Source organism: Myxococcales bacterium (genome assembly GCA_016703425.1).
Classification (GTDB): domain Bacteria; phylum Myxococcota_A; class Polyangia; order Polyangiales; family Polyangiaceae; genus JADJCA01.
Window position 1 is genome coordinate 141980 of record JADJCA010000016.1, and the last position, 19228, is coordinate 161207.

General features: G+C 68.4%; 20 protein-coding genes and 2 tRNA genes. 13 read left to right on the forward strand and 9 right to left on the reverse strand.

Annotation, left to right across the window (positions count from 1 at the left end; genetic code table 11):
* Positions 1-172: 172 nt before the first annotated feature.
* Entirely contained in the window at positions 173-1558 is a 1386-nt protein-coding gene (locus IPG50_29230; protein ID MBK6696247.1) for a sigma-54-dependent Fis family transcriptional regulator, read from the reverse strand.
* A gap of 101 nt (positions 1559-1659) precedes the next feature.
* Here IPG50_29230 and IPG50_29235 point away from each other — a divergent pair, with 101 nt between their 5' ends.
* The gene (locus IPG50_29235; protein ID MBK6696248.1) at positions 1660-2217 is read left to right on the forward strand and encodes an isochorismatase family protein; all 558 of its coding nucleotides are present in this window, start codon (positions 1660-1662) and stop codon (positions 2215-2217) included.
* Positions 2218-2244: 27 nt separating this feature from the next.
* Here the strand turns inward: IPG50_29235 and IPG50_29240 are convergent, their stop codons facing one another.
* Positions 2245-2694, reverse strand: coding sequence for a hypothetical protein (locus IPG50_29240; GenBank protein ID MBK6696249.1), 450 nt, complete (start codon positions 2692-2694; stop codon positions 2245-2247).
* A complete protein-coding gene (locus IPG50_29245) occupies positions 2691-3029 on the reverse strand; it encodes a (2Fe-2S) ferredoxin domain-containing protein (protein ID MBK6696250.1) in 339 nt (112 codons plus the stop codon). Before IPG50_29245 ends, IPG50_29240 begins: the two co-directional genes overlap by 4 nt.
* Positions 3030-3176: 147 nt before the next feature.
* Between IPG50_29245 and IPG50_29250 the strand changes: the two genes are divergently transcribed.
* The 8 genes from IPG50_29250 (at position 3177) to IPG50_29285 (ending at position 11071) form a co-directional block, all read left to right on the forward strand.
* Positions 3177-4097 (forward strand): hypothetical protein, encoded by a 921-nt coding sequence (locus IPG50_29250; GenBank protein MBK6696251.1) that lies wholly within the window; start codon positions 3177-3179, stop codon positions 4095-4097.
* A 70-nt stretch (positions 4098-4167) separates the two neighbouring features.
* Positions 4168-4311 (forward strand): hypothetical protein, encoded by a 144-nt coding sequence (locus IPG50_29255; protein ID MBK6696252.1) that lies wholly within the window; start codon positions 4168-4170, stop codon positions 4309-4311.
* A 199-nt stretch (positions 4312-4510) separates the two neighbouring features.
* Positions 4511-5551 (forward strand): MATE family efflux transporter, encoded by a 1041-nt coding sequence (locus IPG50_29260; GenBank protein ID MBK6696253.1) that lies wholly within the window; start codon positions 4511-4513, stop codon positions 5549-5551.
* Complete coding sequence (locus IPG50_29265) at positions 5503-6000, forward strand: hypothetical protein (GenBank protein MBK6696254.1); 498 nt, start codon at positions 5503-5505, stop codon at positions 5998-6000. Before IPG50_29260 ends, IPG50_29265 begins: the two co-directional genes overlap by 49 nt.
* Before the next feature lie 110 nt (positions 6001-6110).
* Positions 6111-6701, forward strand: a complete 591-nt coding sequence (locus tag IPG50_29270; GenBank protein ID MBK6696255.1) for a molybdenum cofactor guanylyltransferase — start codon at positions 6111-6113, stop codon at positions 6699-6701.
* 16 nt (positions 6702-6717) lie between these two features.
* The gene (gene fdhD / locus IPG50_29275; GenBank protein MBK6696256.1) at positions 6718-7545 is read left to right on the forward strand and encodes a formate dehydrogenase accessory sulfurtransferase FdhD; all 828 of its coding nucleotides are present in this window, start codon (positions 6718-6720) and stop codon (positions 7543-7545) included.
* A complete protein-coding gene (locus IPG50_29280; protein ID MBK6696257.1) occupies positions 7542-9839 on the forward strand; it encodes an FdhF/YdeP family oxidoreductase in 2298 nt (765 codons plus the stop codon). The genes fdhD and IPG50_29280 overlap by 4 nt, the downstream gene beginning before the upstream one ends.
* On the forward strand, positions 9836-11071 hold the full coding sequence (locus IPG50_29285) for a hypothetical protein (GenBank protein ID MBK6696258.1): 1236 nt from the start codon (positions 9836-9838) through the stop codon (positions 11069-11071). The genes IPG50_29280 and IPG50_29285 overlap by 4 nt, the downstream gene beginning before the upstream one ends.
* Here IPG50_29285 and IPG50_29290 read toward each other — a convergent pair.
* A complete protein-coding gene (locus IPG50_29290; GenBank protein MBK6696259.1) occupies positions 11058-11591 on the reverse strand; it encodes a YceI family protein in 534 nt (177 codons plus the stop codon). The genes IPG50_29285 and IPG50_29290 overlap by 14 nt on opposite strands.
* Before the next feature lie 143 nt (positions 11592-11734).
* On the opposite strand from IPG50_29290, the gene IPG50_29295 reads away from it, so the two are divergent.
* Positions 11735-12919: a hypothetical protein gene (locus IPG50_29295; protein ID MBK6696260.1), complete on the forward strand. Its 1185-nt coding sequence runs from the start codon at positions 11735-11737 to the stop codon at positions 12917-12919.
* A complete protein-coding gene (locus IPG50_29300; protein ID MBK6696261.1) occupies positions 12919-13392 on the forward strand; it encodes a hypothetical protein in 474 nt (157 codons plus the stop codon). Before IPG50_29295 ends, IPG50_29300 begins: the two co-directional genes overlap by 1 nt.
* Before the next feature lie 147 nt (positions 13393-13539).
* On the opposite strand, the gene IPG50_29305 is transcribed toward IPG50_29300, so the two are convergent.
* The 3 genes from IPG50_29305 to IPG50_29315 all read right to left on the reverse strand — a co-directional run bounded on the left by IPG50_29305 (position 13540) and on the right by IPG50_29315 (position 15057).
* A complete protein-coding gene (locus tag IPG50_29305) occupies positions 13540-13986 on the reverse strand; it encodes a GNAT family N-acetyltransferase (protein MBK6696262.1) in 447 nt (148 codons plus the stop codon).
* A 307-nt stretch (positions 13987-14293) separates the two neighbouring features.
* A tRNA-Met gene (locus tag IPG50_29310) sits at positions 14294-14367 on the reverse strand.
* Positions 14368-14448: 81 nt separating this feature from the next.
* Positions 14449-15057 (reverse strand): response regulator, encoded by a 609-nt coding sequence (locus IPG50_29315; GenBank protein MBK6696263.1) that lies wholly within the window; start codon positions 15055-15057, stop codon positions 14449-14451.
* Positions 15058-15212: 155 nt separating this feature from the next.
* Here IPG50_29315 and IPG50_29320 point away from each other — a divergent pair.
* Both IPG50_29320 and IPG50_29325 read left to right on the forward strand, forming a co-directional pair.
* Positions 15213-15286: transfer RNA gene (locus tag IPG50_29320), tRNA-Pro, on the forward strand.
* A gap of 208 nt (positions 15287-15494) precedes the next feature.
* Positions 15495-16934 (forward strand): hypothetical protein, encoded by a 1440-nt coding sequence (locus IPG50_29325; protein MBK6696264.1) that lies wholly within the window; start codon positions 15495-15497, stop codon positions 16932-16934.
* Positions 16935-16977: 43 nt separating this feature from the next.
* On the opposite strand, the gene IPG50_29330 is transcribed toward IPG50_29325, so the two are convergent.
* Together IPG50_29330 and IPG50_29335 are read right to left on the reverse strand one after the other, a co-directional pair.
* Positions 16978-18318, reverse strand: a complete 1341-nt coding sequence (locus IPG50_29330) for a hypothetical protein (GenBank protein ID MBK6696265.1) — start codon at positions 18316-18318, stop codon at positions 16978-16980.
* A gap of 5 nt (positions 18319-18323) precedes the next feature.
* Positions 18324-19139 carry a TatD family hydrolase gene (locus tag IPG50_29335; GenBank protein ID MBK6696266.1) on the reverse strand — a complete coding sequence of 272 codons (816 nt, stop codon included), beginning with the start codon at positions 19137-19139 and terminating at the stop codon, positions 18324-18326.
* Positions 19140-19228: the final 89 nt, after the last annotated feature.

The following is a 19228-nucleotide window of genomic DNA, read 5'->3' on the forward strand; positions in this document are numbered from 1 at the left end:
GAACTCGCGCGGCCAAGCTAGCGAGCTATGTGCCAGTCTGGAAGTCCTGTAATATCAAGCGATTTTCGATTGGTACGACAAGGCTGGCCCCAGACACCTTTGCCAGGCTCCGCGCCCCTCGCCGCGACGACGGTGCCAACGGTCACTCGGGCGCGCCGCGGAGACACCTCGCTCACGCGTCGTCCGCGACGCCGTCGAGCTTTCGGTAGATCGTCCGCGTCGAAATGCCCAGGAGCTGCGCGGCGAGCGACTTGTCCCCTTTCGTAAAACGCAAGGTCTCGCGGATGACGCGCAGCTCGATCTGATCGAGCGGCGTGCCCACGGGAAACGAGAAGCTCTCCGCCGCTTGAGGCGTGGCCTTGGCGATCGACTCGGGCAGGTCGAGCTCCGTCAGCGTATCGCTCCGCGAGAGGACGACGGCTCGCTCGATGACGTTCTCGAGCTCGCGCACGTTGCCTGGCCAGCTGTAGTCGAGGAGCTTGTCGAGCGCGGGCCGCGCAACGGTCAGGCGAGCCTTGCCGTTTTTCGCGCAATACATGCCGACGAAGTGATCGACGAGCAGGGGCACGTCCTCACGACGCGCGCGGAGCGGCGGTGCGGTGATGGCGATGACGTTGAGTCGATAGAAGAGGTCCTCGCGGAAGCGGCCCGCCTGGACTTCCGCCGACAGATCGCGGTTCGTGGCCGCGACGATGCGCGCGTCGGCGCGGACAGTGCTTCCGCCGAGCGGCTCGTATTCGCCTTCCTGCAACACGCGGAGCAGCTTCACCTGCACCTGCGGCGACAGCTCGCCGATCTCGTCCAAGAAGAGCGTGCCAGTGCTGGCTTTGGCGAAACGTCCGTCCTTCTTGGCGATGGCGCCAGTGAACGCGCCCCGCTCGTGACCGAAGAGCTCGCTCTCAAGGATCGTCTCGGGGATCGCCGCGCAGTTGACGGCCACGAAGGGACCGCTGCGGCGCCCGCTGCGCTCATGGATGCTGCGCGCCAAGAGCTCCTTGCCGGTCCCGCTCTCGCCGAGCACCAGCACCGTCGCGTTGCTCGGCGCCGCCTGCGTGGCGATCTCGATGACCCGTCGCCAGGCGGGGGAGCTACCGATGGCTTCTCGTTTCGTGAGCAGCTGAATTTCGTTCTTGAGCGAGCGGTTCTCGGCGAGCAGTCGCCCGCGCTCGGCAGCCTTGCGCACGCTCTTGACGATGGTGAGGCGCTTCAGCGGCTTCTCCACGAAGTCGTAGGCGCCTTCCCGCATGGCGCTGACGGCCGACTCGACGGTGCCGTAAGCCGTCATCAGGACCACCTCCACGTCGGGCGCGACCTGCTTGACGGCGCGGAGGAGCTCGAGCCCCGTGGTGCCGGGCATCATGAGGTCCGTCAAGACGACGTGGACCCGATGCGTGCGAAGCACCTCGAGCGCGTGTTTCGCGTCGGTCGCGACGAGCACGCGCATTCCCTCACGCGCGAAGATGCGCTCGAGGGACTCGACGTTCGACCGCTCGTCGTCGACGACGAGAACCGAGATGTCCGGGTCCGCCGGCGCCACATTGACAGGGTTTGACGACATGTTGTCAGGCACACGTCAACATGTCACAACGAATGCCATTCGGTCAAGGCGCGGTCGCGTGCGGCCGGTGCAGGCCTCGCAACTTGCTAGAAGGGGGGATGCTGGAACGCCTGGACCCGCGCCGTTCGCTCCTCCTCGTCGTCGATGTTCAAGAGCGGCTTGCCGCCGCCATGGCGCCGGACGCCCTCGGACGGACCACGCGAAACGTTGGCATCCTGCTCGAGACGTCGCGGATTCTCGGAGCCGCCGTTGTGGCGACGGAGCAGTACCCAAAGGGGCTGGGCCCCACCGTGGCGTCCGTCGCCGAGCACCTCACGGCGCGGGCCATCACGCCCATCGCGAAGACGACCTTCGACGCGCTCGGTGAGCCCGCAGTCGGTGCGGCGCTCGTGAAAGCCGCGCCGCTCTACGTCGTGGTCGCCGGCATGGAGGCGCACGTCTGCGTGTACCAAACCGTGCGCGAGCTCTTGCGGAGGCGGCTCCGCGTCGTGGTGGCCATGGACGCGGTGGCCTCCCGGACGGAAGACAACCGCGCCGCGGGTCTCGCCTTGGCGAGCCGAGCCGGAGCCGCCCTCATGCCCACCGAGACCATCGTGTTCGATTGGCTCGAGCGCGCCGGGACCGACGAGTTCCGGGCCGTGTCCAAGCTCGTGCGCTAGCGCGCAACGCCGGTTCGCGCGCTGGCGCTATGCGCCGAGGCGGAGGCGCACGGAAGCGAGCGTGCGCTTCACGTCGGCCCTCAGATCGCATCGGGAGAGGCCGCGCCCAATCTCGCGGTCGTCGCTGTCGTAGAGGGAGAACCTGAGATCCGTCACGACCTCGAGCGGGCGCAGCGGGTGTGGTTCGCGTTGTCCGCGAAGGCGGTACGCCCGGGCGTCGTTGCCGACAAACGACAGGTCGTAGGGGATGCGCTTCTCCCGGCGGAGGCGAACGCGCAGCGTGCCTTGCACGGCGGAGCTGTCGGCGAGGCCTTCCAGCAAGACGGTGCCGCTCACTTCGGCGAGGCCCTCGCCGGCGTCGCGCAGCGTGCGGAAGCAAACCACCAGGTGCAGATCGCAGGACCGCTCCAGCAGCGGATTGTCGATGAGATGATACGAGCCGCGGAACGTCTCCTTGTAGAGGAGCCCGAGCCTCACGGCGTTCCCGCACGATCCACGCGGCCGTCATGGACCACGAGCCGCTCGACCACGCGGCCGTCGGCGAGGGCTTGGGCCAGCTCGGTCACGTCATCGAGGGTTACCCTGCCGTAGGTGACGTGCGCGGGCTCGCACGCGATGCTCACGCCTTCCTCGCAGAGATCGAGGCAGCTCGACGAGCATGCGCGAACGGACTTGTGGACTCCTAGGCGCAAGAGCTCCTCCTTGAGCTTCTTGACCACTTGCTCGGCGCCCTTTTGTGCACAGGAGCCCTTTGGGTTTCCTTCTTCGCGACGATTGGTGCAGACGAAGAGATACCGCTCGCGATGGGGCATGGCGCAGTCAGCATGCAACGGACTCCTGATGGCCACCAGCCTTTGATGCACCTGCGGCGACATGTTCCGGCGATCGCTGGGACGCCGCCGCGAGAAGATGGCAATGACCGGTTCATGATGCGGAAGGCTTCGGGTAGGCTCGCGCCCATGGTCGCCCGCCATGCCGCCACCTCGCGACGGCTCTCGCTCGTGGCGCTCGTTCTCGCGGGCTGTGCCGGCGTTGACCAGATGCCCTCGTCGCCGCCGTCGCCGCCGCCGCTGCCGCGCCTAGCCGCGATCGACGTGGCGATCCCGGACGCGGCGGCGTCGGAGGCCGAATCGGCGCCCGAGTTGCCGGTCCTCCTCCTCGCGGGGAGTCCCATCGCCGATCCGGCGCCGGTGGCAGCGTTGAAGTTCACGGCTCCAAAGAGCGGGCAGGTGCTTCCCAGCGCGACGGCCTCCGACGCCACCGTCAAGTTCGACGTCCGCAACGCGCCGGCCGGCGCAACGATTCGCCTGGTGCTCGACGGTCGCCCCGCCAAGACGCACGCCGACCTGCGCGAGCCCATCCGCCTCGGCGACCTCGCGAGGACGCCCCTCGGCGAAGGGCACCACGTCTTGGTGGCCTGCCTCGCGCGGACATCCGGCGAGTCTCTGAAGGGCCGCGACGCTCACGCTATCGTCGAATTTCACGTCGGGAAGAAGACCCCGGCGAGCGTGGACTTCAAGAAGCCCTACCTCGTGCTCCTTCAACCGGCGGACACGTATTCCTCGGAGGACGCCAGCGACGTGCCCGTCGACGCGCTGGTCATCGCGAGCGGCGAAAAGAAGCATCGCGTGACCTACCGCCTCGAGGGGCCGGGCATCGAGGCGCCGCTGCGGGCAACCGCGGGCCCCGAGACGCCGCACGCTGCGAAAAACCTACGCCCCGGCGCCTACACGCTACGCGCGGAGATCCTTGGCGACGACGGCAAGGCGCTCACAGCGCCCTCGAGCGTGGTGACGCGGGCGATCACTGTCACGGAAACGGCAACCTCCCAGGCGCCCCGTGGCGACGCCGGTCCAGCCGGCCGCGGAGCGCGTCCCTAGGCTGGGCTGGCCCACGAAGGGCTCTCCTCTCGTTGACGAGCTGCTCGGCAAACGCTAAGACGAGGAGGTTATGAGCGCCTCCCTCGATTTCACGTGCGCAGCGACGACCACGGCCAGCTCGACGACGAGCTGCAAGCCGGTCGACCGTTGCCAGCCGTGCGATCGAATGTTCGTACGGCTGCCGGGCAATACGCCGGCGTGCCGCATCGGCTGACGCGCCTCTGGCGAGAACAACGCGCCCGGCAACGCGGCGCGAACGCGCGGTGAGCTCGGGGCTCGAGCCTCGAGCCGCGGTTTGCGTGGCTGATCGCCTGGGGCCGTGCAGCGGCGGCGCCCACGACGGCGGCGCCTAGCGCCGCCCCCACTTCTTTCCCGACGTCGCTCGCCTTCGCGAGCTTCAGGAGAACCAACAAATGGACACCATCGAGCTCATCAAACAAAAGGGACACCGATTGAAACGGTGGGTCGCCCACGCGGCCCATGGAGCGCGCGCGCGCATAGGCCTCGCCGGGCGACCTAGTGACACGGGTGTGCGCGCCTACGCGCAAACACGGCGCGAGCTTCTGACGCTCGCACTGCCGATCGCCGGCGCGATGGCAGGTGAGGTTGCTCTCGGACTTGTCGACACCAAGCTCGTGGCGGGGCTTGGCCCCGCGGCGCTCGGCGGCGTCGGTCTGGGAATGACCGTGCTCTACCTCTTCTACGCCGTCGTCTTTGGCATCCTGCGCGGCATCAAGGTGCGAGCCGCTCACGCCATCGGTGAGGGTCGCCCCAAGGACGCACGACGCTACGCCGAAGCGGGCGTGCTCATCGGGCTGGTCTTGGGCTCCTCGGCGTTCATCTTCGGCCGAAACCCCGGCCCCGTGCTCGCGTGGCTCGGGGCTGACGAAGCGATACGCGAGCCGGCGGCTCAATTCCTCGGAGCCATCACCTGGGGCGCGCCAGCAACCTGCGCCGTCAACGCGTTCATCCAACACCGACAGGCCATCGGCGATGCGCGAACACCGCTCATCGTCGGCCTCACGGGCAACCTCTGGAACGCCGTCTTCGGTTACGCGCTGATCTACGGAAAGTGGGGGCTGCCGGCGCTCGGAGTGGCCGGCAGCGGCTACGCCACCGCCGTGACGGAGGCGCTTGAGCTCGTGTGGCTCGGCGCGTTGTTCCTTCGGGAAGAGCGCGGCGGCGCCACAGCGGGGCTCGACCTCGCGCGCGCCACACGCGAGGTCTGTGAGGTCGGCGTTCCAACGGGGCTCCACTTCGGCGCCGAGCTGCTCGCCTTTGCAACCTTCACTCTCATCCTGGGAAGCCTCGGCAGTCGCGAGATCGCCGCGCACCAGATCGCGATGGCGATCATCCGCGCGTCGTTTCTTCCAGGCATCGCCGTGGGGAAGCGGCCTCCGTCCTCGTGGCGAGGGCGCTCGGTGCGAGAAACCTTGGCGAGGCGGACCGGGTGACCAAAGCCGCGCTCGCGCTCGCCATGGCCTTCATGGCGACTTGCGGCGTGATCTTCGCGGCCTTCGGTGCAGAGCTCGCAGGCGTCTTCACCAACGCGAGCGGCGTTCTCGAGGTCACGCGTCGGCTCCTCCTCGTGGCCGCCGTCTTCCAGGTGTTCGACGCCGCGAACATCGTCCTTCGCTCGGCGCTACGCGGCGCGAAGGACGTGCGCTTCGTCGCGGCCGTCGGCGTCACGATCGTTTGGACCTGCATCCCCGGCAGCGCCTGGCTCTTCGGTCGCCAGTTGGGTTACGGCGCCATGGGAGGTTGGTTCGGCTTCGTTCTCGAGACGCTCCTCGCCTCCACGGTGCTGATGTGGCGCTACCGGCGAGGCTCATGGCGGCGACGCTACGAGGACGCCGCGCAATCGAAGGCGGTGACGCCGCTGCAAGCGGCGGCGGCCGAGTAACGCGCGTTCGCGACTCGAGAGACGTGCCTCTCGGGTCGCGCTCGCGCGGCGCGAGGGCGTGGTGACGGACCTGTTGCCGCCGCCGGGGCCACATGGAACACGTCGCCACCGTGAAGCGTCTCGTCGCGGGGGTCTTCGTTGGCGGCGCTTCCTCGCGCATGGGGCAGCCCAAAGGGCTCTTGCCTGCCCCGTCTGGCGGATCGCTCGTCGAGCGAACACTCGCGATGTGCCGCGACCTCGGAGCGGACGTGGTGTTGCTCGGCGCGCGCCCCGAATACGAAAGCCTCGGCGTCACGGTGCTCGCCGACCGATTCGTCGGCATCGGCCCGTTGGCGGGCGTCGAGTCGCTCTTGCGGCTCGCCGCGACCGACGGCGCAGTGGCTCTCACCTGCCCCTGCGACATGCCCTACCTGCCGGCGGCGCTGCTTGTGCGCTTGCTCGAGAGCGCTCCCGAGGCCCAGGCGGTTGCGGTGCGCCGCGCCGATGGCCGCGTCGAGCCGCTCTTGGCCCGCTACGACGCAGCGCGTTGCCTAGCACCGATCACGGCTCGCGCCGAAGGTGCGGCGCGCGGCGAATCAGGCGCCGTCTGGCGCGCCCTGGTGGATCTCGGCGCCGCGTACCTCGACGTCACGGAAGGCGACGAGGACGCCCTATCAGACTGGGACACCCCGGAAGACGTCTTGTCACGTTCGCGGCCTTGAGTGACGCTGAGCGTCCATGCGAAGCGGCGTTACGACGCGACCCATCGTCGCCTATTCGGGCCACCCGCACGGTGCGATACGGCGAGAGGACGCTGTGGCCGTCGAAGGTCCGCTGGAGATTCGCGTCGACGACGTGCCCGTGAGCCTTACGATGCGGACGCCGGGCCACGACGACGAGTTGGCCGTCGGCTTCTTGGTTTCGGAGGGCGTCGTGGGGGCTCGCGCGGACGTCTTGAGCCTCGAGCGCACGGGCCGCGACGACAGCGTTGTTCTGATCACGCTCAGCGAGCAGCGACGCCCCAGGCTCGCGAAACTGCTGCGCTACTTCACGACGAGCTCGGCCTGCGGCGTCTGTGGGCGAGCTTCCGCCGTGGCGCTGCGCCGCGGCGACGACGGCCCCGTGGAGCTGGACGACGCCATACGCATTGAGGCCGATACCATCGTGACGTTGCCCTCGAAGCTCCGGCAGGCGCAGGGACTCTTCGACGCCACCGGCGGCATGCCCGCGGCCGCGCTCTTCGACGAGAGCGGCACCCTCGTGCTCGTTCGTGAAGACGTGGGCCGACACAACGCCGTCGACAAGCTTATCGGCGAGCGACGTCTACGAGATGCCTTGCCGCTCACGGGTGCGATCCTGTTGGTCACGAGCCGCGCGAGCTACGAGATCGTCCAGAAAGCTGGCGTCGCACGCATTCCCATAGTGCTCGCCGTTGGCGCCCCATCCAGCCTGGCCATCGATCTCGCCGACGAGCTGGGCATCACGCTCGCGGCCTTCGTTCGCGACGGACGCTTCAACGTTTATTGCGGCGCCGAGCGGATCCGCGGCCTCGGAGCGGACGCATGACCAAGCCCACGCCTCCGCCGGAGCCTGCACACCGTTCACCGCTCGAGGCAACGGCCCCCGCGGTCACCGCACCCCCGCTCGGGGCGGCGGGCGCCCGCGCCGTCGTTTCCGCGACGGGTCACGCGCTCCGGATGGGCGCGACGCGCGGCGCGAAGACACTCCTGCGCCTCAACCAACAGGAGGGCTTTGATTGCCCCGGATGCGCGTGGCCCGAACCCACCGGCGAGCGCAGCTTCGCCGAGTTCTGTGAGAACGGGGCCAAACACGTGGCCGACGAGGCAACGCCGAAGCGAGCGTCACCGTCGCTCTTCGCGACCAAGAGCCTCTTGGAGCTGGCTCGACTCACCGACGTCGAGCTCAACGCGCTCGGCCGTCTTACGCACCCGCTGGTGCTCGATGAAGGCGCGACGCACTACAGGCCCATCCCTTGGGACGAAGCGTTCGCGCTCATCGCCGATCAGCTCCGCGCCCTCGCGTCGCCGGACCAGGCCATTTTTTACACGTCGGGGCGCACGAGCAACGAGGCGGCCTTCCTGTATCAGCTCTTCGTTCGCGAGTTCGGCACGAACAACCTGCCCGATTGCTCGAACATGTGCCACGAGTCGAGCGGCCTCGCGCTTACGGAGACGCTCGGCTGGGGCAAGGGCTCGGTGCAGCTCGAGGACTTCGAGGTCGCCGACGCGATCTTCGTGTTCGGTCAGAACCCCGGCTCGAATCACCCTCGGATGCTGGTGGCCCTCGAGAAGGCGGCCCGCCGCGGCGCGACCATCGTCGCCATCAATCCCCTCGTCGAAGCGGGCCTCGTCCGCTTCGCTCACCCGCAAGACGTCTCGGTACTCGGGCGCGGGACAGAGCTTGCGCGCCTGTACCTGACGGTGCGCATCGGCGGCGACGCGGCGCTCCTCAAGGGCATCATGAAGGAGATGCTCGACGCGGAACGCGCGCGACCCGGCACCGTTTTTGATCACGCGTTCATCGACCAGCACACCGTCGGCCTCGCGGACCTCGTGGCCACGCTCGACGCATTCTCTTGGGAGCGCGTCGTCGCCGAGAGCGGCGTGTCTCGTGAAGACATCGCTCGTGCCGCGAGCGTGGCGATGCGCTCCGAGCGAACCATCGCCTGCTGGGCCATGGGGCTCACGCAACACCGCGACTCGGTCGCCACCATTCGCGACGTCGTCAACTTCCTCCTCCTGAAGGGCAACGTCGGGCGGCCCGGTGCGGGCGTGTGCCCGGTGCGCGGGCACAGCAACGTCCAAGGCGACCGCACCATGGGGGTTTGGGAGCAGATGCCCGAGTCGTTCTTGGCAGCGCTGGACGCGCGCTTCGGCATTCGCTCGCCGCGCGGCCACGGCCACGACACGATCGCCGCCATCGAGGCCATGCTAGCGGGCGATGGAAAGGTCTTCTTCGCCTTGGGAGGCAACTTTCTCCAAGCGGCGCCCGACACCGATCGCACGGCGGAGGCCCTCGCGCGCACGGAGCTGACGGTCCACGTGTCGACGAAGCCCTCAAGGGCGCATTTGGTCCACGGCCGCCGAGCCCTCATCCTTCCGTGCCTCACGCGCAGCGAGCGCGACGACCACGGCGTCGGGAATCAATTCGTGACGACGGAAGACTCGATGGGCATCGTGCATGCCTCGCGCGGCCACCTGGAGCCCGCGTCAACCGAGCTCCTGAGCGAACCTGTGATCGTGGCGCGGCTCGCGCGAGCCACGCTTGGCGCGACGAGTCGGGTGCCTTGGGAAGCGTTGTCTGCGGACTACGACGAGACGCGCCGCGCCATCGCGGCCGTGGTCCCAGGCTTCCACGACTTTGCGGCACGGGTCCGCCGCGGGCCCTTTACGCTTCCTCATCCCGTCCGCTCCCGCGAGTTTCGCACGGTCTCCGGGAAGGCGATGTTCACGGCGAACGCGGCCGCGCCCGAGAAGCTCGGCGCCAACGAGTTCGTGATGATGACCATTCGCAGTCACGATCAGTTCAACACGACGGTCTACTCGAACGACGACCGGTACCGAGGCCTCGCCGGCGGACGGCGGGTCGTGTTGATGAACGAGAGCGACATGGCGGAGGCCAATCTGTCGAGCGGCCAGCTCGTTGACATCGTGAGCCACTTCCGCGGAGAGACGCGGCGGGCCCGGCAATTCCGCGTCGTCGCGTACCGGATCCCTCGGCGGTGCGTCGCCACGTATTACCCCGAGGCCAATGCCTTGGTGCCCTTGGCGAGCTACGCTGAGGGGAGTCGCACGCCGACCTCGAAGTCCGTCATCGTCACCCTCGAAGGGGCCTCATGAACGAGCGCGCCGGCACGCTAGATTCGACCCCGGCTGGCGGAGCGGATGCCGAGGCGTTCATCGTGACCGGCGCGACGGTGCGGGCGCCGGGCCGCGCCGTCCGCATCGCTGCGGCCGCGATGGTCGGCCCGTTGCTCGGCTTTGTGTGCTTCGCCGCCGGCGTGCGCCAACCGCAACTCTCGTACATCGGTGTTCTTGCGGTCGCCGAGGCGACGCTGCTCTTCCTCACGGCCACACTCGTACCGCGCGTGCTCTGGGGCGAGGGTCCCAAGGGGAAGACAACCGTCCGTGTCGACGAGCAAGGACTCTGGTTTGACCGCAGGAGAGTGCTCTCGCGCGAAACCGTCGCGAACGTCTCGCTGTCGCTCGCACCGCGTCGCAACGTCATCGTGGCAGCGGGCCCGGCGCCGCTGTCGACGTTCGAAATCGTGCTCGAGGACGAGGCAGCGGCGCGGGGCCTCACCGCCGCATTAGACCGCTCGGGCTCGCTCCCCTCCTATTCGGTGGACGCGGCACCGGTCCTCGCTTCGCGGCGCTGGCTCGTGGTGGCGCTCCGCGCCGCGGCGGCTCTTCCCGTGCTCGCCCTCTTGTTGACGCTCATGACCCTGAAGCTCCGAGCGGTGCTCCCGGTCGGCTACGTCCCGCTCGTCGCCCTCGCGGCGCTGTTCGTGTTCCGGCGCGAGGCGCCGATGCGCGTCGTCTTGGGCGCCGACGGCCTTGCGCTGTGGGGCGGCGGGCGCGCGGGTCTCTGGCGCTTCGTTCCCTTTCGGTTGGTGGAGAACGCGGTCCCTTGTGAGCGGGGCGTAGAGCTCCGACTCGCCTCGGGCGACGCACTGACGCTGCGCGTGGCCGGCGTCGATCCGAACGTTGACGCGCAAGGCGATGCGCTCGCCACCGCCGTGCTCGCAGGCTTCTCTCACGCGCGCTTGAGTACGCGAGACGTGAACCTCGAGGCAACGCTAGGGCGCGGGACGCGCGACCGTGAGACGTGGATGCGCGAGCTCCGCGCGCTTCGTGAGCGGGGCGGCTATCGAGCGCTGTCGCTCTCGGAGGAGCGGCTCGTGGCGGCGGTGGAAGATCCGCACGCGGAGCCCACGGTGCGTGAGGCTGCGGCGCTGTTGATTGCAAGCGCGGGGGCCACCGACCTGGAGGACCGAATCCGCGAAGCGGCCGCTCGTGCCGCGGCGCCGGGGCTCGCAGCGGCGCTCGCGGCGAGCGCTACTCGTCGTTGAGCGTCGCGTCGACGGCCAACTCGACGTCGTCGCTCACCTTGGCGGGCCCAAGGGCCGGGGGCTCGAAGCCGAAGTCGGTGAGCTTGAAGGCGCTCTTGGTTCGAACCTTGACCTCGTGACCCGAGCGCGACGCCTCGTAGCTGATGGCGATCGGCTTGCTCTTGCCATGAAGCTTGAGCGTGCCTTGGACCGTGGCCGCGCCCCCTTGCCATTTCAACTCACCGCGCGGCACGACCAGCTCGCTCGTCGGAAACTGCTCGACCTGGAGGAACTTCCGCATGGCGCCGCCTCGGCCTGGCGGCCCGTTCTCCTCTTTGAGGGACTCAAGGGGGATCTGGAACGTGAGGTTCGTTCCGTCGTCGGAGACAGCCAGCGCGCTCGACTTCGCCTTGATGTTCGGCGCCAGCTTGACGTTGATGCCCACCGTCACCGAGGACGGCCCTGCCTTCGCTTTGGCATCGACGTGGCCCCCCACGGCAAACGCGGCAACTGCAACAGCCAGGACCAGGGCACGACGCATGGAGGCCTCCGAATGGAGAGAGACGTAAGCGCGGTTCGGGCTATTCACCGCTCTCCATTGCGTCTCATCCAGGCCTCCGGCAAGTTTGGCTGACGCGCAAAACGACGGAAACTCCACAGAAGGACGTGGTAGAAGGCCCCGTCATGCAATGTAGGCAAGCGCGTTGGTTCCTTGCGCTCGCAGTCGCCCTGGTTGGTTTCGCGCTCTCGGGCCGCGCCGAGGCGTACCCGTGGATGATTCGGCACGAGTACACCTCGTGCGCCGGCTGCCACACCGATCCGTCCGGCGGAGGCCTCTTGACGGCCTACGGGCGCACCATCGCGGCGACGGCCCTCAGCAGCCCCCTAGGTCTCCCGCAAGGCGACGACCCGGGCAAGGCGATGAACTTCCTCTTCGGTGCCGTCGAGATGCCCGAAGAGCTTGATGCGCAGGCCTGGGTTCGTTCTGGCTTCCTCTTCACCAAGTCCGGCCCCGCGACCGACAGCCGCATCCTCCTCATGCGTGGCGACGTCGGCGCGCACATGCACGCGGGCATCTTCCGCGCGTCGGCGCAGGTTGGCGGCGCGTCGAAGGACGGCCGCGCGCTCTCGCAAGAGGCGTGGGTCACGGGCAGTCTGACGGGGCCGAACCTGGTGTCGCGCGAGCACTGGGCCGGCGTGGCGGTGGCCGACGACGCGGTTCTGATTCGCGCCGGACGACTCAACCTGCCCTTCGGGATTCGCGGCGTGGAGCACAACGCGTGGGTGCGGCAGGAGACGCGTACCGACACGAACCAGCACCAGCAACACGGCGTCGCGGCGTCTTATACGGGCGAAAAGCTGCGCGGTGAGGTCATGGGCGTCGCGGGCAACTTCCAGCTACGGCCTGACGCGTACCGCGAGCGCGGCTATTCAGCCTTCGCCGAGTACGCATTTCTCCCTGAGCTTGCCCTCGGGGTGTCGAGCAACATCACGCACGCCAGCGCCGATGTGGCCACGCGCAAGGCGATCTTCCGGCAAGCGCACGGCGTCTTTGCCCGCGTCGTGCCCGTCAAGCCGCTGGTCCTCCTCGCCGAAGCCAACGCCATCGTCCGCTCGCCGAAGGGCGACAACGCCTCCGTCGACGCGGTCGGTATGGTGCAAGCGGACGTCGAGCCATGGCGCGGCATCCACTTCGTCGGCGCCGCCGAGCTCTTGACCGACAGCCGCGCCGAATCCACGCTCTACGGCGGCTGGCTCGGCGGCTGGGTCTTTCTCTTCGCGCACATGGACGCTCGCCTCGACTTGATTCAGCGAGGCGGCAACGGCAGCCAAACGGCCGTGCTCTTCCAGCTCCACGGGTGGTTGTGATGAAGCGCTTCACCTCTCCCGTTGCCGCCGCGAGCTTCGTGGCCTGCGCTCTTGCGGGCGCCTCCGCCTCCGCCACCGACGACTATCCGCCGGCCATGAAGGCGCGCTTCAAGTCCCCGAGCGAGCCGGCGTGCACCGTGTGCCACTCGACCAACGCGGGCGGCACGGGCACGGCCGTGAAGTCGTTCTCGCTGTATCTGCGGCAGCGTGGCTTGGTCGGCGGCAACCCGGACTCGCTGACCAAGGCCCTCGACGCGATGGTCGGGGAAAAACACGACACCGACCGAGACGGCAAGACCGACGAGGTCGAGTTGCAAGAGGGCACCGACCCGAACGGCGCCCTCGGCTCCAACGTAGAGCCCGTCGTGTATGGCTGCGGTGGCGGTCGCATTGCCCCGAAGCAGCCCGCACAAACCGCCATCTGGACAGCCCTCGCCGTCCTCGCCTTCGCCGCCTGGCGCCGCCGCCGGTAGCCCCAACGACGCGCGCGCCGCACTTGCTCCGCGAAGCTCCGCGCGCCGCCCCAAGCTGCTCCGACACCCACGCCGGGCGCGTTTAGCCACTGCGTCAGCATCCTCTGCCGCGACCGCCGCGATGCTTCGTTCTCCACCGCGACGGTCTCAGGCCTCGAACGTGAAGATCGTCACAGGCGCGCCGGCGCCGCCCACGGATCGGTAAAACTCGAGGGCATGGGTGTCTTCGTCATCGGCGGGAACGAAAACATCGCCGTGCCCTGCCGCGCGTCCCGCGTCTCGAAGCCACTTCACCAGCGCTCGGCCGATTCCCTTGCGCTGGTGCGAGGGCTCGACGGCGAGATCGTAGATGAAAAGCTCAGTCGACTCGGACCGCGTCATCGGAAGCACATGCGCCGTCAGTCCGCCGACCACGATCCCGTCCGCCGTCGTCGCGGCGACGATCCACATGTCGTCGCGGCCAAGAAGGCGCGCGATGTACGCGTCATGGACGGCGGCACGCTCTTCCTCGAAGGCTTCCGCCATGACCGCGAAGAGCGCCTTGGCCTTTGCCTCATGACCCACGCGAAGACGTTCGACTAGGTACGTCGTCATGGCCGTCGAGCATAGGCGAATACCAAGCTGCCCGACGTGTGTGCTCCGCCAGGTGCCTGGTCCTTTGGCTCCGCCTAAGGACAATAGTGCCGGAGAAGGGAGTCGCACTTTCCTGTACGGAGTCCAGCCTTGCTGGACGGAGTACAGGAATAACGACGACCGACCTATGGAGGTGGCGCCTGCGCCAACCTCAATAGTGCCGGAGAAGGGAGTCGCCCTTTTCTGCACGGAGTCCAGCCTTGCTGGACGGAGTGCAGGAATAACGACGACCGACCTATGGAGGTGGCGCCTGCGCCAACCTCAATAGTGCCGGAGAAGGGAGTCGAACCCCTGACCTAGCGCGTATGAAACGCCCGCTCTAACCAACTGAGCTACTCCGGCAAAGGAGGGCCGCGAAGTATAATAGCTACCCCGCGGGTGCAAGCTCTTCGCGCGACCCGTCTGGGCTACTTCGCCCGGCGACTAGAAATCGCCGAAGAGATCCTGGATGCGCGTATCGAGCGCCATGGCGATCTTGAAGAGCGAATCGATGGACGCCGACGATTCCGCGCGCTCGATCTGCGACAGGAGCGACACGCTGAGGCCCGTGCGGCGGGACATCTGCTTGAGCGTGAGGTCCTTTTCTTTGCGCAGGTTTCGGATCGTGTCGCCGATGACCCGATAGAGCTGCTCTTCGGGGCTCCGCGCGAGCCCCTTCTTGCGCATCACGCGGTCGATCACCGCGCGGAACTCGTCGACGTTGAACGGCTTCTTGATGTAGTCGACGGCGTCCAGCTTCATCGACGCGACGGCGCTCTCGAGGTTCGGGAAGCCCGTGAAGATCACGACGGCGATGTCCGTGTCGAGCTTGCGAATCCGGCGCAGAACCTCGATGCCATCGAGCTTGGGCATCATGAGGTCGAGGATGATGAGGTGATAGCCGCCAACGCGGACCTCCTCTTCGACGAGGCTCGGGTCGCTGACTGCTTTCACCTCGTAGCCGTCACGCTCGAGGAGCGTCTGCATGTAGTCACAGATGGCCTTGTCGTCGTCACAGATGAGGATGCGGATGGCGGGCAGTCGGCTCGGCATGGGGGTTACAGTATTGATAAAACGGCTGTCACGGAAGCCCCTTCCGCCGGGTCCCGAACCGCGCCCCCGCGCCCGCGTGAATTGCCGCGCCCAGCTGCGCTTCCTGGATTTGCATTGACGACAAGGCGCGGGGCCGTCATAAAGGGCGCGCTTTTCGGGGCGTGGCGCAGCCTGGTAGCGCACTCGGTTCGGGACCGAGGAGTCGGAGGTTCAAATCCTCTCGCCCCGACTACTGTTCGGACACTCGGGCTCTGCGCCCCTTGATGCATCGTTGATCCCACTGCCGCGCGACGCGGCGCCGGGGTGGCGGGCGTGGCGTGCCTTCCTTGCGGGGCCAGGACCGCTCGTCTAACGTCGCCGCGCATGCTTCCGCGCTGCGCATCCTCCTTCCCGGGCGTGTGCCGGCTGAGCCGAACCATGCCGCAGCGAGGCCGGCGGTGAAGTCGAGCAAACCGCCCGCGGCGCCCCCAGCGGCGCCTCGGGAGCGCCAGGCCACGCGGCTCTCCCTGCCGGACTTCGAGCCGGAGGACGTCTTCACGCAGCCGTGGGACGTCAGCGCCTTCGAGGACATTGGGCCTCTCTTTGCGCTCCTCGAGGCCACGGGGACCTTTCGCCCCGGCGGCCTCGAGTCGCAATACGCCACGCTCTTCTTCGAAGCGTTGGGGGAGGGTGAGATCGGAGATCTCGAGCGCGAGCGACTGAACCTCGCGGCCGACGCCCTTGGCATCGAGGTGGAGCGACGGGCGCTGCTCGAAGAGGGTTGGCGGCGCGCCTACCAGGGCGGCGTCTTTTCGCCCAAGAGCCCGCTCATCGAGGACGACAACGCCGTCGTCGAGACCTCCTCGCTGCCGCTCTCTCGCCTCCTCGCGCGAGCGCCGACGCCCGCTCCTGCGCCCCGGCCGCTCGATAGCGTCGACCCGCGCGTTCACGATCTGTCAATGCTCTTCGACCAGGCAGCGCAGCGCGGTGACACCGACGCGCAGGTTCGCATCTCGTCGGTGCTCGCGACGAAGCGGGGCGCGCGGTCGGTGCCTGGCTTCGACGACGCGACCGACGCGCGCCGCCGCCAGCAAGTGGGCAAGCCGCTCCGGTCGCTCGGCGAGGACACGTGGGCCGCGCTGTCGGATCCGAGCGAGGTGTTCCTCTTGGCGTCGTCGATCTTCCGCGAGGTGGCGACGCCGGGCCTCCTCGCGCGCGCGTCCGCGTTCCGCCTTGACGGAAAACGCGCCGCCGGCGCCGCCGAGAACCTCGCTACGACCAAGCTCGCACCGGTGCGGGCTTTCGCCTGGTGCGCCGCCCATCTCGGCCTCCCCTGCCCCACGATTCACGTCGACCGCGGCGCCGTGAAGGGCCTGGAGTTCGTCCCGACGTTGCCACCGACCGTCGTCATCGGTGCGCCACTCTTGGAAGCCGACCCCTTCGAGGTCGCCTTCGAATGCGCGCGCCACCTGTCGCTGCATCGGCCGGAGCACTTCGTCACCTTGCTCGTACCTGACGTCGCGAGCCTCGAGGACCTCTTCCACGCAGCACTCCTTCTCATCGTGTCGGACTTGCCCATCGAACGAGACGCAATGCCGCGCGCGCTCCTGAACCGTGACGCCATTCGGCACGCCGTCGACGCCGAGGCGATGGAGCGGCTGCGACACCTCGTTCGCACGCAGCTGCTCCTGGGCCTGCCGCGGCTCGGCGAGTGGCTCGAGGTCGTCGAGCGCACGGCCGATCGTGTGGGGCTCTTGCTCGCCGGGAGCTTCGAGACCGCGCTCACGGTGTTGGAGCGCGAGGGGGCGTCGCTCGAGCGCGTGACCCACCTCGAGGATTTTTGGGTGTCGCGTCTCGCAGGCTCCATCCGGCGAGAGCTAGGCACGGCGGTCGCTTAGCCAGCGTCGCTCGCGAGCGCGGCCCCGTCGCGAAGCGCGAGCGCTATCGAATGACGGGGTTTAGGACCTCGAAGCGGCCCCGCACGCGCAGCGACGAACGACCGAGGCCCGCCGGCAACGGCTCCGGCGACAGCCCTCGCAACGCGACGACGCAATTCTCGTCGTATTCACCGATGCCGCTGGGCCGCATGAGGCGCGGCTCGACGGCCCCCGACGCGCCGATGCGAAGTTCGACGATGATGTAGCCCTGGCGCTGCTCGAGGGCTGCCTGCCGCGGAAACGCGTGGGCCAGGGCGGGCTTCACCTTCGCCTTCAGGCGCCTCATGTATCCCGCGAGCAGCGGGTCGGTCGTGTCGAACTCCACCCAGTCGCCGAGCCCTGCGCCGAGCGGGCGCGGATGACTGCCGGCGCCGCTTACGCCGTCCGCCCCTGGAACGAAGGCGCCTTCCGTACCGCCCCGCCCTTCGCCGCTCTCGCCGCCGGCGTAGCTCGCCGACACGATGGCGAGGACCGCGCTGGCGACCGCTTGCCGACTGTCGACGTTGTCACGCACGCGACCGCGCTCGGCGGCGGGCACCGACACCGCCGCTTCCGGCAAGTCGGGGCGCGTGAACGTGATCCGCGCGCCATCGCGCGACGCGTGCGCCGTCGCGGTGCCGTTGCGAATGCCTTCGCCGGGTGCGGCAACGCCGGCGGCCAGCGCCGGAGGTGGCGACACCATGCCGGCGCCTTCGTTGGGAACGGCAACATCGCGCGACGCCAGACGCGCCTCTGCGTGACTCATTTGGGGTAGTCGCGAGACGAGGGCGCCTTCGGCCGTGGGCATGTCTTCGTAGCGGCGCCGTTCGACGACGCGACCGTCGCCGGTCAGGACGAACGACAGCTCCATCGGCCTCGTGGTGCTTCGACGATCTTCATACGAGGAACGGAGCCGCGCGCTCGCGATTCGTTGCACCTGGTCCTTGCCGCTTAGTGTGGATGACTCGGGCGTCGCCGTCAGGGCGTCGTTGCGATCGGCGAGATGACGGGCGCGCTCCGACGCGGCTTCGCCGCCGCGCCCAGCGGCGCCGGTGTCGATGCGAGCGGTCGTCGCGCCTCCCGCCATCGTGGGCCGCACACCTTGCTCCGGCGGCACCACCTCGAGCGCGATGGAGGTCTCCGTCGCAGCGAGCGCCTCCGCGACGCTCCGCTCTCGCTCGCGCTCTCGCTCATCAGCCCGCTCGAGTCCACGAACCGCGAGGACGAGCACCCCGCTCGCGATGAGCGCGTGCACCGCGACCGACAAGGCGACGCTCCACGCGCGGAAGCCGGCGCGGCTCGTTTCGCCGCGCGACACGGCGATCTCACGTGGGCCCAAGACGGTCACCTCCGAAGAGTATGCCAAAGGGATCAGGAGGTCGCCAAAGGCCCGTCGCCAGCGCCCGCGGAGAAAGAGCGCCGGAAGCGGCGGGTGGCGTTCGCCGTCGTCACAGCACGAATCTCCTCCACGGAAACGCCTCGCAGCTCCGCGAGCTTGGCGGCGGTGTGGACGATGTAGGCGGGCTCGCAGGCCTTGCCGCGATGGGGGACGGGGCTCAGGTACGGGCTATCGGTCTCGAGGAGGATGCGCTCGGACGGCGCTCGCGCGGCGACGTCCTGAATGGGCCGCGCGTTGCGAAACGTCAGGATGCCGGAAAACGAGACGTCGAAGTCCATGTCGAGGGCACGCGACGCGAAGGCCCAGTCCTCGCTGAAGCAGTGAATGACGCCGCCGACGTCTCTGGCGCTCTCGCTCTCGAGGAGCGCCAAGGTCTCGGCGGGCGCCGAGCGGGTGTGCACGACGATCGGCTTTTTGAGCTGGCGCGCCAACTGGATCGAGCGCGCAAAAACGGCTCGTTGTGTGGCCCGCGGGGAATGATCGTAGTGAAAATCGAGACCGATCTCGCCAATCGCCACGACCGCTGGATCGGCCGCGAGGCGCTCCAAGTCTTCTTGTTGGGCGGCGTCGTGCGACGCGGCGTCGTGCGGATGCACGCCGACGGTGGCGGCGACCGAGGCGGGCCTCGCGTGAGCCAGCGCCACCGCGGCGCGCGCCGCGTCGAGCGAAGCCCCAACGCCGATGACCACAAAGCCGCCGACGCCGGCTACGGCGGCGCGAGCCATGACCGCATCGGGCCCTTCTGAAAAATAGGCGAGGTCGAGGTGGCAGTGCGTATCGACGAGCATGGACGCGCGGTCGATAGACCCGATGGGCGGCATGAGCGAAACTTACTCCAGCTTCGCTCGCTCATGGGTATCGGGCGTGGGTGTTAGGC